General features: G+C 75.9%; 12 protein-coding genes and 1 pseudogene. 12 read left to right on the forward strand and 1 reads right to left on the reverse strand.

Annotated features, from left to right (window positions below):
* Positions 1 to 9: 9 nt before the first annotated feature.
* Genes gmk through coaBC form a run of 3 tightly spaced genes read left to right on the forward strand, consistent with a single transcriptional unit; the run spans position 10 to position 2,153 of the window.
* The gene (gene gmk / locus LWC33_RS00660) at positions 10 to 627 is read left to right on the forward strand and encodes a guanylate kinase (RefSeq protein ID WP_372476527.1); all 618 of its coding nucleotides are present in this window, start codon (positions 10 to 12) and stop codon (positions 625 to 627) included.
* A 2-nt stretch (positions 628 to 629) separates the two neighbouring features.
* Complete coding sequence (gene rpoZ, locus LWC33_RS00665) at positions 630 to 902, forward strand: DNA-directed RNA polymerase subunit omega (RefSeq protein ID WP_051736485.1); 273 nt, start codon at positions 630 to 632, stop codon at positions 900 to 902.
* Positions 903 to 938: 36 nt separating this feature from the next.
* A complete protein-coding gene (coaBC, locus tag LWC33_RS00670) occupies positions 939 to 2,153 on the forward strand; it encodes a bifunctional phosphopantothenoylcysteine decarboxylase/phosphopantothenate--cysteine ligase CoaBC (protein ID WP_233302130.1) in 1,215 nt (404 codons plus the stop codon).
* A gap of 99 nt (positions 2,154 to 2,252) precedes the next feature.
* Here the strand turns inward: coaBC and LWC33_RS00675 are convergent, their stop codons facing one another.
* Entirely contained in the window at positions 2,253 to 2,768 is a 516-nt protein-coding gene (locus LWC33_RS00675) for an SH3 domain-containing protein (RefSeq protein ID WP_233302131.1), read from the reverse strand.
* A 336-nt stretch (positions 2,769 to 3,104) separates the two neighbouring features.
* Between LWC33_RS00675 and metK the strand changes: the two genes are divergently transcribed.
* The 9 genes and pseudogenes from metK to LWC33_RS00720 all read left to right on the forward strand — a co-directional run bounded on the left by metK (position 3,105) and on the right by LWC33_RS00720 (position 13,942).
* Positions 3,105 to 4,307, forward strand: a complete 1,203-nt coding sequence (gene metK, locus LWC33_RS00680; RefSeq protein ID WP_308190876.1) for a methionine adenosyltransferase — start codon at positions 3,105 to 3,107, stop codon at positions 4,305 to 4,307.
* An 8-nt stretch (positions 4,308 to 4,315) separates the two neighbouring features.
* Positions 4,316 to 6,370: a primosomal protein N' gene (locus LWC33_RS00685; RefSeq protein ID WP_233302132.1), complete on the forward strand. Its 2,055-nt coding sequence runs from the start codon at positions 4,316 to 4,318 to the stop codon at positions 6,368 to 6,370.
* A 201-nt stretch (positions 6,371 to 6,571) separates the two neighbouring features.
* A complete protein-coding gene (gene def / locus LWC33_RS00690; RefSeq protein ID WP_233302133.1) occupies positions 6,572 to 7,120 on the forward strand; it encodes a peptide deformylase in 549 nt (182 codons plus the stop codon).
* Positions 7,117 to 8,049, forward strand: a complete 933-nt coding sequence (fmt, locus tag LWC33_RS00695) for a methionyl-tRNA formyltransferase (protein WP_233302134.1) — start codon at positions 7,117 to 7,119, stop codon at positions 8,047 to 8,049. The genes def and fmt overlap by 4 nt, the downstream gene beginning before the upstream one ends.
* 584 nt (positions 8,050 to 8,633) lie before the next feature.
* Positions 8,634 to 10,076, forward strand: a pseudogene (locus LWC33_RS00700) (RsmB/NOP family class I SAM-dependent RNA methyltransferase); the annotation flags it as partial.
* A 114-nt stretch (positions 10,077 to 10,190) separates the two neighbouring features.
* Complete coding sequence (rpe, locus tag LWC33_RS00705; protein WP_233302252.1) at positions 10,191 to 10,880, forward strand: ribulose-phosphate 3-epimerase; 690 nt, start codon at positions 10,191 to 10,193, stop codon at positions 10,878 to 10,880.
* Positions 10,881 to 10,918: 38 nt separating this feature from the next.
* Positions 10,919 to 11,908 (forward strand): bifunctional diaminohydroxyphosphoribosylaminopyrimidine deaminase/5-amino-6-(5-phosphoribosylamino)uracil reductase RibD, encoded by a 990-nt coding sequence (gene ribD, locus LWC33_RS00710; protein ID WP_233302253.1) that lies wholly within the window; start codon positions 10,919 to 10,921, stop codon positions 11,906 to 11,908.
* A 37-nt stretch (positions 11,909 to 11,945) separates the two neighbouring features.
* Positions 11,946 to 12,617, forward strand: coding sequence for a riboflavin synthase (locus tag LWC33_RS00715; RefSeq protein WP_233302135.1), 672 nt, complete (start codon positions 11,946 to 11,948; stop codon positions 12,615 to 12,617).
* Positions 12,618 to 12,622: 5 nt separating this feature from the next.
* Positions 12,623 to 13,942, forward strand: a complete 1,320-nt coding sequence (locus LWC33_RS00720) for a bifunctional 3,4-dihydroxy-2-butanone-4-phosphate synthase/GTP cyclohydrolase II (protein WP_233302254.1) — start codon at positions 12,623 to 12,625, stop codon at positions 13,940 to 13,942.
* Positions 13,943 to 13,971 lie beyond the last annotated feature (29 nt).

The raw sequence follows: 13,971 nt of genomic DNA on the forward strand, positions 1-13,971 counted from the left end.
GGGAGCGGCGTGCCGGCAGGACCGCCGCCCCGCCGGGGCCGGCTGATGGTGCTCGCGGGACCCTCCGGGGTCGGGAAGAGCAGCATCGTCGACCGGCTCCGTTCGGAGCTCCCCGACCTCCACTTCAGCGTCTCCGCGACCACGCGGGCGCCGCGGGAGGGGGAGGTCGAGGGGATCCACTACCACTTCGTCGACCCGGCCGAGTTCGACCGGCTGATCGTCGACGGCGAGCTGCTGGAGTGGGCCGAGGTGCACGGTGGCCTGCAGCGCTCCGGGACCCCGCGCGAGCCCGTCGAGCGCGAGCTCGCCGCCGGACACCCGGTTCTCGTCGAGGTCGACCTGCAGGGCGCCCGCTCGGTCAAGCGGGTCATGCCGGAGTCGGTCACGGTGTTCGTCGAGCCGCCCTCCTTCGAGGAGCTGGCCCGGCGGCTCACCGACCGGGGCACCGAGACCCCTGCGGTCCGGGAGCGCCGGCTGCGCACCGCAATCGAGGAGATGGCGGCGCGTGACGAGTTCGACGTCGTCGTCATCAACGACGAGGTGCAGGCCGTCGTCGACCGGTTGGTAGAGTTGCTGGTCGCACCTGCGGAGTCCCCGCATTCGTCCGTCTCTGGAGTTTCTGAGTGAGCATGCCGCTGACCGGCGCGGTCGCCGGTTCCACCCCCGAGGGCATCACCAACCCGCCGATCGACGACCTGCTCGACAAGGTCAGCTCGAAGTACGCGCTGGTGATCTACGCGGCCAAGCGTGCCCGGCAGATCAACGACTACTACTCCCAGCTCGGCGAGGGCCTGCTGGAGTACGTCGGCCCGCTGGTCGAGCCGGGTCCCCGCGAGAAGCCGCTGTCGATCGCCATGCGCGAGATCCAGAGCGGCCTGCTCGAGCACACCGAGGGCGAGTGAGCCCGGCCGGCTGCGCACCGATGGCGTGAGGACGGCATGACCGCACCGAAGGTCCTGCTCGGCGTGGCCGGCGGCATCGCCGCCTACAAGAGCGCCGAGCTGCTCCGGCGGCTGACCGAGACCGGCCACTCCGTGCGGGTCGTCCCCACGGGGTCGGCGCTGAACTTCGTCGGCGCCGCCACGTTCGAGGCCCTCTCCGGGCAGCCGGTGCACACCGGCGTCTTCTCCGACGTGCCGTCGGTCCAGCACGTGCGCCTGGGCCAGGAGGCCGATCTCGTCGTCGTCGCCCCCGCCACCGCGGACCTGCTGGCCCGCGCGGTGCAGGGCCGTGCGGACGACCTGCTCACCGGCTCGCTGCTCGTCGCCCGGTGCCCCGTGCTCTTCGTGCCGGCGATGCACACCGAGATGTGGGAGCACCCGGCCACCCGGGCCAACGTGGCCACCCTGCGCGCGCGGGGCTCGATCGTGATGGAGCCCGCGTCGGGCCGGCTCACCGGCAAGGACACCGGCCCCGGACGGCTGCCCGATCCCGCCGAGATCGCCGAGCTCGCCCGGCTGCTGCTGGAGCGCGGCGACGCGCTGCCGCGGGACCTCGAGGGCCGGCGCGTGGTCGTCTCGGCCGGGGGCACCCGCGAGCCGCTCGACCCCGTCCGCTACCTCGGCAACCGGTCCTCGGGCCGGCAGGGGTACGCCCTGGCGAAGGTCGCGGCGCAGCGCGGTGCGCACGTCACGCTCGTCGCGGGGCACACCGCGGAGCTGGCTGATCCCGCGGCCGTCGAGGTCGTGAAGGTCGGGTCGGCGCTGGAGATGCGCGAGGCGATGCACGCAGCGGCCAAGGGGGCCGACGCCGTCGTGATGTCCGCCGCGGTCGCCGACTTCCGGCCCGCGTCGCTCGCCGCCCACAAGATCAAGAAGGACGGGTCCGAGCCCGATCCGCTGCACCTTGCGCTCAACCCGGACATTCTCGCCGAGCTCGTCGCCGCCCGGGAGCCGAACCAGGTCGTGGTCGGGTTCGCCGCCGAGACCGGCGACGACACCACGGACGTGCTGGAGTACGGGCGCCGCAAGCTTGCGAAGAAGGGCTGCGACCTGCTGCTGGTGAACTGGGTGGGCGAGGGCGGCGCCTTCGAGAACACCGAGAACCAGGGCTGGCTGCTGGGCGCGGACGGCGGCGAGACGCAGATCCCGAACGGCTCCAAGGCGTTGCTGGCCTCGCGCCTGTGGGACGCGGTGGCGTCCCGGCTGGCCTGAAGCCCGCGCCGGCCGGGACAGAACCGAGAACGCACGAGGGGCGGTCCCGCCGGGACCGCCCCTCGTCTCGTGTGCGGGTCGCCCGCGCCTCAGGTCAGCTCAGCGGCCGAGCAGGCCGCCCACGCCGCCGCTGCGGGCCGGCGTCTCCGCCGGGGCGTTCTGGTCGGCGTTCGCGCCATCGGCGCCCTCGGCCGGGGTGGCGTTCTCCGGCGAGTCCGTACCGGAGGCCGACGGGGCGGCGGTGGTCGCCGGGGTGCTGCCGTTCTGGCCGCCGCGCGTGACGCCGGCGTCGCTCGGGGTCCCGGTGCCGGAACCGGAGGCGGCGCCGTTCGTCTTCACGTAGTCCTTGACGGCCCAGCCGTCGAGGTTCTCCAGCTTGACGAAGCCGTTGCGGGTCTCGCCGACCTGCACCGTGGTGCCGCGGTCGCACACGGCGACGATGGCGGCGTCCGCCCGCGGCTCCTCGCGGACGTTGACGTTGTCGGTGCACGTGCCCGCGGTCGCGGCGGACGCGGTGCCGGCCAGCACGGCCATGAGCCCGGCCGCGCCGACGGCGAGCAACCCGCCGACCGCCGCAGCGGCGCGGCCCGGTCGCTGCAGTCCAGTCACCTTCATGGGGAGGAACCTCCGAGAGTCGTCGACCGCGACCCGGATGTGGGGCGACGCGGGGGCGTCGGCCGGGGCGCGGCTGCGGTGTCACCGAGCCCAACGACGCCGCCCGTTACCGATTCGGGACCCCGCTCGGGGTCCACCCGAAAGGGTGGTGGACGGGGCGCTCGCGACACGGTCCGTCACGCACTGTGATCGGTCGTGGTCTCCTCACCTGCGTAGGCCCGCGGTCGACTACCCTGCCGTCCGACAGCATCCAGCGATCTGCACCCCGCCCCGCCGCACGACGCGGTGGAGCCGGCAACGAGGCCAGGGGCGCGACGACCTCGGCAGGAGTGGCGCGTGGCGAACGTGGGCCGTCGGCTCTTCACCAGCGAGTCGGTGACCGAGGGTCACCCGGACAAGATGTGCGACGCGATCAGCGACACGATCCTCGACGCGCTGCTCGCACAGGACCCGCGCAGCCGCGTCGCGGTCGAGACCCTCGTGACCACCGGGCAGGTGCACGTCGCCGGCGAGGTCACCACCAGCGCCTACGCCGACATCCCCGGCCTGGTCCGGGAGAAGATCCTCGAGATCGGCTACGACTCGTCGTCGAAGGGTTTCGACGGCAACTCGTGCGGCGTCAACGTGGCGATCGGCGCGCAGTCGCCGGACATCGCCCAGGGCGTCGACACGGCGTACGAGAGCCGCGTCGAGTCGAGCGAGGACGAGATCGCCCGTCAGGGTGCCGGTGACCAGGGCCTGATGTTCGGGTACGCGAACACCGACACGGACGAGCTGATGCCGCTGCCGATCGCGCTCGCGCACCGGCTCTCCCGGCGGCTCACCGAGGTCCGCAAGTCCGGCGTGCTGCCCTACCTGCGCCCGGACGGCAAGACCCAGGTCACCATCGAGTACGACGGCGACAAGCCGGTCCGCGTCGACACGGTCGTGCTCTCCACGCAGCACGCGGAGGACATCGACCTCGACGGCATGCTCGCGCCCGACGTGCTGGACAAGATCGTCACTCCCGAGATCGGCGACCTCGGGCTGGACACCTCGAACGTCCGGCTGCTGGTCAACCCGACCGGCCGGTTCGTGATCGGCGGCCCGATGGGCGACGCCGGGCTCACCGGCCGCAAGATCATCGTCGACACCTACGGCGGGTTCGCCCGGCACGGCGGCGGCGCCTTCTCGGGGAAGGACCCGTCGAAGGTCGACCGCTCCGCCGCGTACGCCATGCGCTGGGTGGCGAAGAACGTCGTCGCCGCCGGGCTGGCCGAGCGCATCGAGGTGCAGGTCGCGTACGCGATCGGCAAGGCCGCGCCCGTGGGCCTGTTCGTCGAGACCTTCGGCACCGCGCGCGTCGACCCGGCCCGGATCGAGTCGGCCATCACGGAGGTGTTCGACCTGCGCCCGGCCGCGATCGTGCGCGACCTCGACCTGCTGCGCCCGATCTACGCGCAGACAGCGGCCTACGGCCACTTCGGCCGCCGCGACATCGCGCTGCCGTGGGAGGACACCTCGCGCGCCGAGGCGCTCAAGTCCCTCGCGGGCGCCTGAGTCCCGGCTTGGCCGCACGCAGCGCGCGGACGCGCGGGGAGTGGACCGCGGCGCCCGTGCAGCCGGTCGCGCGGGTGGCCGTCGACATGCCGCTGCCGCACCTGGACCGCCCGTTCGACTACCGCGTGCCCACACACCTCGACGAGCAGGCCCGACCCGGCGTCCGGGTGCGGGTGCGGTTCGCCGGGCGGCTGGTCGACGGGTTCCTGCTCGAGCGGGCCGAGGAGTCCGGGCACACCGGGCGGCTGGCGTGGGTCGACAAGGTCGTCTCGCCGGAGCCCGTGCTCGCCCCGGAGGTCGCGGCCCTGTGCCGGACGGTCGCCGACCGGTACGCCGGCGTGTTCGCCGACGTCGTGCGGATGGCGGTGCCGCCGCGGCACGCCCGCGTGGAGGCGGAGACCCCGCGCGAGCGGGAGCTGCCGCCCGTCGAGGCCCCCGACCCGACCGGATGGGCGCGCTACCAGCACGGCGCGGCCTACCTCGACGCGCTCGCCGGGGGCCGTGCCGCGCACGCCGTGTGGCAGGCCCTGCCGGGCGAGCCCTGGACCGCGCGGTTCGCCGAGGCTGCCGCGGCGACCGTCGCCGCCGGCCGCGGCGCGCTCCTCGTGGTCCCCGACCAGCGGGACGTCGAGGCCGCCCGCGCCGCCCTGACCGGACGCCTGGGGGCCGACGCGGTGGTCGCGCTGACGGCCGAGCTGGGACCGGCGGAGCGGTACCGGCGCTGGCTCGCCGTGCGCCGCGGGGCCGTGCGGGCGGTCGTCGGGACCCGGTCGGCGGCCTTCGCACCCGTGGAGAAGCTGGGGCTGCTCGCCGTGTGGGACGACGGCGACGACAGCCACGCCGAGCCGCGCGCGCCGTACCCGCAGGTCCGCGACGTGCTGGTGGCGCGGGCCCATGCCGCGGGCGCCGCGCTCCTGGTGGGCGGATTCAGCCGCACCGCCGAGGCGCAGCTGCTGGTCGAGTCCCGGTGGGCGAGCCCGATCGTCGCCGACCGCGCCACCGTGCGCGCGGCCGCACCCCGGGTGACCGCGATCGGGGAGACCGACACCCAGCTCGCCCGCGACCCCGACGCGCGCGCGGCCCGTGTGCCCGCCGTCGCGTTCGAGGCCGCCCGGCAGGCGCTCGGCGCGGGCCGGCCGGTGCTCGTCCAGGTGCCGCGCGCCGGCTACCTGCCGTGGCTGTCCTGCGCGCACTGCCGGGAGCCCGCCCGCTGCCGGCACTGCGCCGGCCCGCTGGGCCTGCCCCGCGGCGGCACCGACGCCGATCCCGGGCTGCCCACCTGCCGGTGGTGCGGGCGGGCCGAGCCGGCGTTCCGGTGCGGCGGCTGCGGGTCGCGGCGGCTGCGCGCGGGCGTCGTCGGGTCGCGGCGGACCGCGGAGGAGCTCGGCCGGGCGTTCCCGGGGGTGTCCGTGCGGACCTCCGGGGGCGGGGCGCCGGTACTGGCCTCGGTGCCGGACGAGCCCGAGATCGTCGTCGCGACGCCCGGGGCGGAGCCCGCCGTCGAGGGGACGCCGGCCGGCTACGGTGCGGCCCTGCTGCTCGACGGCTGGGCGACGCTCTCCCGTGCCGACCTCCGGGTGGCCGAGGAGGCGCTGCGCCGCTGGCTCGCGGCCGCGGCGCTGGTCCGGCCGCACGCCGAGGGCGGACGCGTGATCGTCGTCGCCGAGTCCGCGATCCCGGTGGTGCAGGCGCTCGTGCGCTGGGACCCGGCCGGGTTCGCCGCCGAGGAGCTCGCCTCGCGCGCCGAGGTCGGGTTCCCGCCGGCCGTGCGGATGGCGGCGGTCGAGGGCACCCCGGGCGCGGTGGCCGACGTCGTCGACGCCGTCCTCACCGCCGCGCGGGACGGGGGACCGGAGGTCGAGGTCCTCGGCCCGGTCGAGATCGACGCCCCGCCCGAGCCCGGGGAGACCGCGGGCGAGGTGCGGGAGCGAGCGCTGCTGCGGGTGCCGCGGGCGCAGGGCCGCGCGCTGGCCCGGCACCTGCACGCCGCGCAGGCCGCCCGCAGCACGCGCAAGGCGCCCGACGCGGTCCGCGTGCGGCTGGACCCGGCCGAGATCGGCTGAGACCGGGGGCGCACCGGCGGGCGGCCGGACGGCCCGCCGCCGGGTGACCGGGCGGACCACCGCCGCCGCGACCGGGCGGCCCGCCGCCGCCATGGCCGGGCGGCCCGCCGCCGCCATGGCCGGGCGGCCCGCCGCCGCCATGACCGGGCGGCCCGCCGCCGGGTGGCACAATCGAGGGCGATCCCGATCGTTTGGAGTTCCGTGTCCGTTCAGCCCGTCCGCCTGTTCGGCGACCCGGTGCTGCGCACCCCCGCCGCACCCGTCACCACGTTCGACGCGGAGCTGCGCAAGCTCGTCGCCGACCTCACCGACACCATGCACGAGGAGGGCGGCGCCGGCCTGGCCGCGCCCCAGATCGGCGTCGGGCTGCGCGTGTTCACCTTCGAGGTCGACGGCGTGGCCGGGCACATGGTCAACCCGACCTGGAACGCGGTCGACGGCGAGGAGCAGGTCGGCCCGGAGGGCTGCCTGTCCATCCCCGGGCTCGGCTGGGACTGCCGGCGGGCGCTGAACGTGGTCGCGGCCGGGTGGAACATGCACGGTGAGCCGATCACGGTCGAGGGCACGGCCAAGCTGGCGCGGGCCATCCAGCACGAGACCGACCACCTGGAGGGCGTGCTGTTCGTCGACCGGCTCGACCCGGAGACCCGCAAGCTCGCGATGTCCGAGATCCGGGCGGCGGAGTGGTTCGGCCGCCCCGAGCCTATCGTGAAGGTCAGCCCGCACCCGATGTTCGGGAAAGCCCGTTGAGGCTGCTCTTCGCGGGCACCCCGGAGCCGGCCGTGCCGTCGTTGCGGGCCCTGCTCGACTCGCCGCGGCACGAGGTCGTCGGGGTGCTGACCCGGCCCGACGCCCCCGCGGGGCGCGGCCGCCGGCTCGTCCGCTCGCCCGTCGGGGCGCTGGCCGACGAGGCCGGGCTCCCCGTGCTCACCCCGGCGAAGCCGCGCGACCCGGAGTTCCTCGACGCCCTCCGGGAGCTGGCGCCGGACTGCGTCCCGGTCGTCGCGTACGGGGCGCTGGTCCCGCGGGTGGCCCTCGACGTCCCGGCCCACGGCTGGATCAACCTGCACTTCTCGCTGCTCCCGGCCTGGCGCGGCGCCGCCCCGGTGCAGGCCGCGGTCAGGCACGGCGACGAGATCACCGGGGCCACCACGTTCCTGCTGGAGGAGGGCCTGGACACCGGCCCGACCTACGGCGTGGTCACCGAGGCGATCGGCGAGCGGGACACCTCGGGCGACCTGCTAAGTCGGCTCGCCCGCTCGGGCGCCGACCTGCTCGTCGCGACCATGGACGGCATCGAGGACGGCACCCTGTGCGCGGTGCCGCAGCCCGCGGAGGGCGTCTCGCACGCGCCGAAGGTCACGGTGGCCGACGCGCGGGTCGACTGGGCGGCGCCGGCGGTGCCGCTCGACCGGCTGATCCGGTCGACCACGCCCGAGCCCGGTGCCTGGACGGAGTTCCGGGGGCAGCGGCTGGGCCTGGGCCCGGTCACGCCGGTACGGACCGGCGAGGTCGAGCTCAAGCCGGGCGAGCTGCGCGCGGAGAAGAAGCGCGTGCTGGTGGGCACCGCCACGGTGCCGGTGCGGCTGGGTGAGGTACGCCCGGTGGGCAAGAAGGCGATGCCGGCGGCGGACTGGGCCCGCGGGGTGCGGATCACGGAGTCCGAGACGCTCGGGTGAGCCCGGCGCCGGCGGCACGGTCACGCGATGGCGACCGGTGCGGTGACGTCCGGGGGAGCGTCCCGTCGGGTCGGGCACGACGGACCGGCTGACCGGACGGCCCGGGGGACGAGGGCCGGGGGCGGACCTGGGACCATGGGGCGGACGTGCTGGACGAGCGAGGAGTGTGCGTGAGCGAGCCCGACGGCGGACGACCCGAGCGGGACGACCACGACGATCGGGGCCGGTCCGGCGGCCCCCGGGGATCCGGGGAGCGGCGCGGGTCCGGCCGGTCGGACGACCGGCGCTCGGGTGGTCGGCCGGCGCAGGACCCGCGGCGGGGCGGCCGTCCCGGTGGCGGGGGCGGGTATCGGGGCGGCTCCTCCCGCGACGAGCGTGGCCACCGCGACGACCGGGCCCGCCGAGACGACCGTGGCCGTGACGACCGGGGCCGTGACGACCGCGGCCGGAACGACCGGGGTCGCCGTGACGACCGAGGCCGGGACGACCGCCCGCGGGGCGGGGACCGCTCGCCCGGGCGCGGCGACCGCACCGGCCGGGGCGACGACCGGCGGGGCGGCTACGGACGTGACGACCGGGGCGGGCGGCGCGACCGCACCCCCGGCCCGCGCAACGCCGGCCCGCCGCGGCGGCGCAGCGGCCCGGACGCCCCGCCGGCGGGCGACCCGGCCCGCCAGGCCGCGTTCGAGCTGCTCACCGCGGTGCGCGAGCGCGACGCCTACGCCAACCTCGTGCTGCCGTCGATCCTGCGCCGCTACCGGCTGAAGGACCGCGACGCGGCGCTCGCCACCGAGCTCGGCTACGGCACGCTGCGGGCCGCCGGCCAGCTCGACGCCGTCATCGAGGCCTGTGCCGACCGCCCGCTGCACAGGATCGAGGGCCCGCTGGTCGACGCCATGAGGCTCGGCACGTACCAGCTTCTGCGCATGCGGGTGCCCGAGCACGCGGCCGTCGCGACCTCGGTCGACATCGTCCGCGGCATCGCGGGCTCGCGCTCGTCCGGCTTCGTCAACGCGATCCTGCGCAAGGTCGCCGAGACCGCCGCGGCGAAGGGGGCCGAGGAGTGGCTCGCCGAGCTGGCGCCGGACGAGCAGGAGGACCCGGTCGGGCACGCCTCCTTCGTGCACGCCCACCCGAAGTGGATCGGGCAGGCGTTCGCCGACGCGCTCGGGTCGCACCAGGAGCTGCCCGCCGCGCTCGCCGCCGACGACGCCCGCCCGGCCGTGCACCTGCTGGCCCGGCCCGGCGAGATCACCGCCGAGGAGCTGGCGCTGGTCACCGGCGGCACGGAGGCGCCGTACTCGCCGTACGGGGTGCACCTCGAGCCCGGCAGCGGCGAGGTCGGCGAGCTCGACGCGATCCGCGAGGGCGTGGCGACGGTGCAGGACGAGGGCAGCCAGCTCGTCGCGCTGGCCCTGGCCCGCGCCGAACTGGCCGGCGACGACACCGGCCGTTGGCTCGACCTCTGCGCCGGTCCGGGCGGCAAGGCCGTGCTGCTCGGCGCGCTCGCGGCCCTCGACGGCGGCACGCTCGACGCCGTCGAGCAGGCCGAGCACCGCGCCGACCTGGTGCGCAAGTCCACGGACGGGCTGCCCGTCACGGTGCACCACGCCGACGGGCGGGAGGCGCCGCTGCCCGACGGCGCCTTCGACCGGGTGCTCGTCGACGCTCCCTGCACCGGGCTCGGGGCCCTGCGCCGGCGGCCGGAGGCGCGCTGGCGGCGCAAGCCCGAGGACGTGTCCGCGCTCGCCAAGCTGCAGCGCGAGCTGCTGCTGGCCGCGCTGCGCCACGTCCGGGTGGGTGGGGTCGTGGGCTACGTGACCTGTTCGCCGCACCTGTCCGAGACGGTCGGCGTCGTGGGCGGCATCGTCCGCCGCAAGGACCTGGCCGTCACGGTCGAGCGGCTCGACGCGCGGGAGTACCTGCCCGGCGTCCCGGAGCTCGGCGCGGGGCCGCACGTGCAGCTGTGGCCGCACCGGCACGGCACCGACGCCATGTTCCTGACCCTGCTCCGCCGGACGGCCTGAACCTCGGCGCCGAACCTCGGCGAGAACCGGTGTGACCTGCCTCTCCCCGCTCGACGGGGGGTGCGCGGGGGCGGTCGGGCCGGGGCGGCGCAGTACCCTGCGAGGGTGCGTCCCCTGATCGCCCCGAGCATCCTGTCCGCCGACTTCGCCCACCTCGCCGACGAGGCGGCGCGGGTCTCCGACGCGGCCGCCGGTGCGGGGCGGGGCGCCGACTGGCTGCACGTCGACGTGATGGACGCGCACTTCGTCCCGAACCTCACGCTCGGCCTGCCGGTGGTGGAGTCGCTGCTGAGGGCGACCGACATCCCGCTCGACTGTCACCTCATGATCGAGGACCCGGACCGTTGGGCCCCGGGCTACGCCGAGGCCGGCGCCCACAACGTCACGGTGCACATCGAGGCGGCCGAGGACCCGGTGATGCTGGCCAAGAACTTGCGCGCGGCCGGGGCGAAGGCCGGGCTCTCGATCAAGCCCGGTACCCCGCTGGACCCGTACGTCGAGGTCCTCAAGCACTACGACACCCTGCTGGTGATGAGCGTCGAGCCGGGCTTCGGCGGCCAGGCGTTCATGCCGGAGGTGCTGGACAAGGTCCGTGCCGCGCGCCGGCTCGTCGAGACGGGGCACCTGAACGTGCTGGTGGAGATCGACGGCGGCATCGCCGCCTCCACCATCGAGGCGGCGGCGGAGGCCGGCGTGGACTGCTTCGTGGCGGGCTCGGCGGTCTACGGCGCCGACGACCCGGGCAAGGCGGTGGCGGCCCTGCGCGAGCAGGCGGTGGCCGCCCACCCGCGGTGGTCGGGGTGACCGCTGCCGCCGGCGCGACCCCGCCGGTCGAGCGGGCGATGCGGCGGGCCCTCGCGGCCGCGGTGGCCGTGCACGGCGCGACCAGCCCGAACCCCCCCGTCGGTGCGGTGGTCCTCGACGCCGCCGGCGAGGTCGTCGGGGTCGGCGCCACGGCTCCGGCCGGCGGGCCGCACGCCGAGGTCGTCGCGCTGCGGGAGGCGGGGGAGCGGGCACGCGGCGGCACCGCCGTCGTCACCCTCGAGCCGTGCGCGCACCACGGGCGCACCCCGCCGTGCACCGACGCGCTCGCCGGAGCCGGGATCGTGGCCGTGCACGTGGCCGTCGCCGACCCGAACCCCCTGGCCGCGGGCGGGGCCGCGGTGCTGCGCGGGGCGGGCGTCGAGGTCACCCTCGGCACGCTCGCCGACGAGGTCGCGGCCGGGCCGCTGCGTGCCTGGCTGCACGCCGTGCGCGCCGGGCGGCCCCACGTGACCTGGAAGCTCGCCGCGACGCTCGACGGGCGCAGCGCCGCCGCCGACGGGACCAGCCGCTGGATCACCGGTCGGGAGGCCCGCGCCGAGGTGCACGAGTTCCGCTCCCACGTGGACGCGATCGTCGTCGGCACGGGCACCGCAGCGGCCGACGACCCGGCCCTGACCGCCCGGTATCCGGACGGAACGGACCGGGAGCGCCAGCCCCTCCGCGTCGTGGTGGGCCACAGTGACATTCGCCCGGGATCGCGGCTGGACGCCCCGGACGTGCTACACCTGCGGACACACTCGCCGGACGACGTGTTGAAGGCGCTCACCGACCGTGGCGCCGTCGACGTGCTGCTGGAGGGCGGCCCGCGGCTCGCGGGGGCCTTCCTCGCGGCCAACCGGGTGGACCGGGTGCTGGCCTACCTGGCGCCGGCGCTGCTCGGTGCGGGTCCGGCCGCGCTGGCCGACGCGGGTGTGGGAACGATCGCCGGGATCCGGCGGTTGCAGGTGGACGAGGTGCGCACCGTGGGTGGGGACGTGCTGGTCGACGCGCGGCCCGCGACGGGGTAGGGCCCGGGTGGAGCGGAAGGCAGGAGGGGCGGAGTCCATGTTCACGGGGATCGTGGAGGAGGTCGGCGAGATCGTCGACGTCCGGCAGTCCGGCGAGGTGGTCGTGCTGACCGTGCGGGGACCGCGCGTGTCCGACGACGCCGCGCACGGCGACTCGATCGCGGTGAACGGCTGTTGTCTCACCGTCGCCGACCCCGGCGGGGCGCAGGGCGACGAGTTCCGGCTCGAGCTGGTGCCCGAGACGCTGAAGCGGACCTCGCTCGGTGGGGCCGCCCCCGGTGTGAAGGTCAACCTGGAGCGGGCGCTGCAGGCCGGTGCCCGGCTCGGCGGCCACATCGTGCAGGGCCATGTCGACGGCGTCGGCACGCTGCTCGAGCGCACCCCGGGCGAGCGCAGCGACGAGGTGCGTTTCAGCCTGCCGCCCGACCTCGCCCGCTACGTGGTCGAGAAGGGCTCGATCACGGTCGACGGCGTGTCCCTGACGGTCGCCGGCACGGACGGCGACACCTTCTCGGTCGCGCTCATCCCCACCACGCTCGCCGACACCACGCTCGGCCTGCGCGCGCCCGGCGACCCGGTGAACCTCGAGGTCGACGTCGTGGCCAAGTACGTGGAGCGGCTGACCGCCGGCTACGTCGCCGGCCCGGCCCCCGCTCGGCGCGCGCCCGAGCAGCCCCAGGACCAGCACGGACAGGACGGTGCCAAGTGACCGAGATCGCTCACCAGGGGGCCGCCGCCGCAGCCGGCCTCACGGGCGGCTTCGAGCGGATCGAGCGGGCCCTGCGCGACCTCGCCGAGGGCAAGCCCGTCGTCGTGGTCGACGACGAGGACCGCGAGAACGAGGGCGACCTGATCTTCGCCGCGGAGAAGGCCACCCCCGAGCTGGTCTCCTTCGTGGTCCGCTACACCTCCGGCTACGTGTGCGTGGCGCTCACCGACACCGAGTGCGACCGGCTCGACCTCCCGCCGATGCACCACACGAACGCCGACGCGTACCGCACGGCCTTCACGGTGACCGTCGACGCGAAGGAGGGCGTGACCACCGGAATCTCCGCGGCGGACCGCGCCCACACGATCCGGCTGCTCGCCGACCCGTCGACGCAGCCGACCGACCTGGTCCGGCCCGGGCACGTGCTGCCGCTGCGCGCCCGCGAGGGCGGCGTGCTGCGCCGCCCCGGGCACACGGAGGCCGCGGTCGACCTGACCCGCATGGCCGGGCTCTCGCCCGCCGGCGCGCTCTGCGAGATCGTGTCGCAGAAGGACGAGGGCGAGATGGCCCGCGGCGACGAGCTGCAGGTCTTCGCCGACGACCACGAGCTCACCCTGGTCACCATCGCCGACCTGATCGGCTACCGGCGCCGCTTCGAGAAGCACATCCAGCGGGTCGCCCAGGCCCGGATCCCGACCGCGCACGGCGAGTTCGTCGCGTTCGGCTACGACTCGCTGCTCGACGGGATCGAGCACATCGCCATGGTCAAGGGCGACGTCGGCACCCCGGAGGGCGACGGCGAGGACGTGCTGGTCCGCGTGCACTCCGAGTGCCTGACCGGCGACGTGATGGGCTCGCTGCGCTGCGACTGCGGCCCGCAGCTCGACGCCGCGCTCGAGGCCGTGGCCCAGGAGGGCCGCGGGGTGGTGCTCTACATGCGCGGGCACGAGGGCCGCGGTATCGGCCTGCTGCACAAGCTGCAGGCGTACCAGCTGCAGGAGGCCGGTGCCGACACCGTCGACGCCAACCTCGCCATGGGCCTGCCGGCCGACGCCCGGGACTACGGCATCGGCGCCCAGATCCTGTCCGACCTGGGCGTGAAGTCCATGCGGCTGCTCACCAACAACCCGGAGAAGCGCGCCGGGCTCGAGGGCTACGGCCTGCGGATCACCGAGCGGATCGCGATGCCGATCCGGCCCAACCCGGAGAACCTGCGGTACCTGCGCACCAAGCGGGACCGGATGGGACACGATTTGCCGAACCTGGGCGAAGCGGACGGACCGGGCAACCTGTCCGACGGCCTCTCCGACGGGCTGGGCGGCTGACCCGGGCGCTTCCCGACGGCCGGACCTGG

Source organism: Pseudonocardia terrae (assembly GCF_021343995.1).
In the GTDB taxonomy this organism is placed as follows: domain Bacteria; phylum Actinomycetota; class Actinomycetes; order Mycobacteriales; family Pseudonocardiaceae; genus Pseudonocardia; species Pseudonocardia terrae.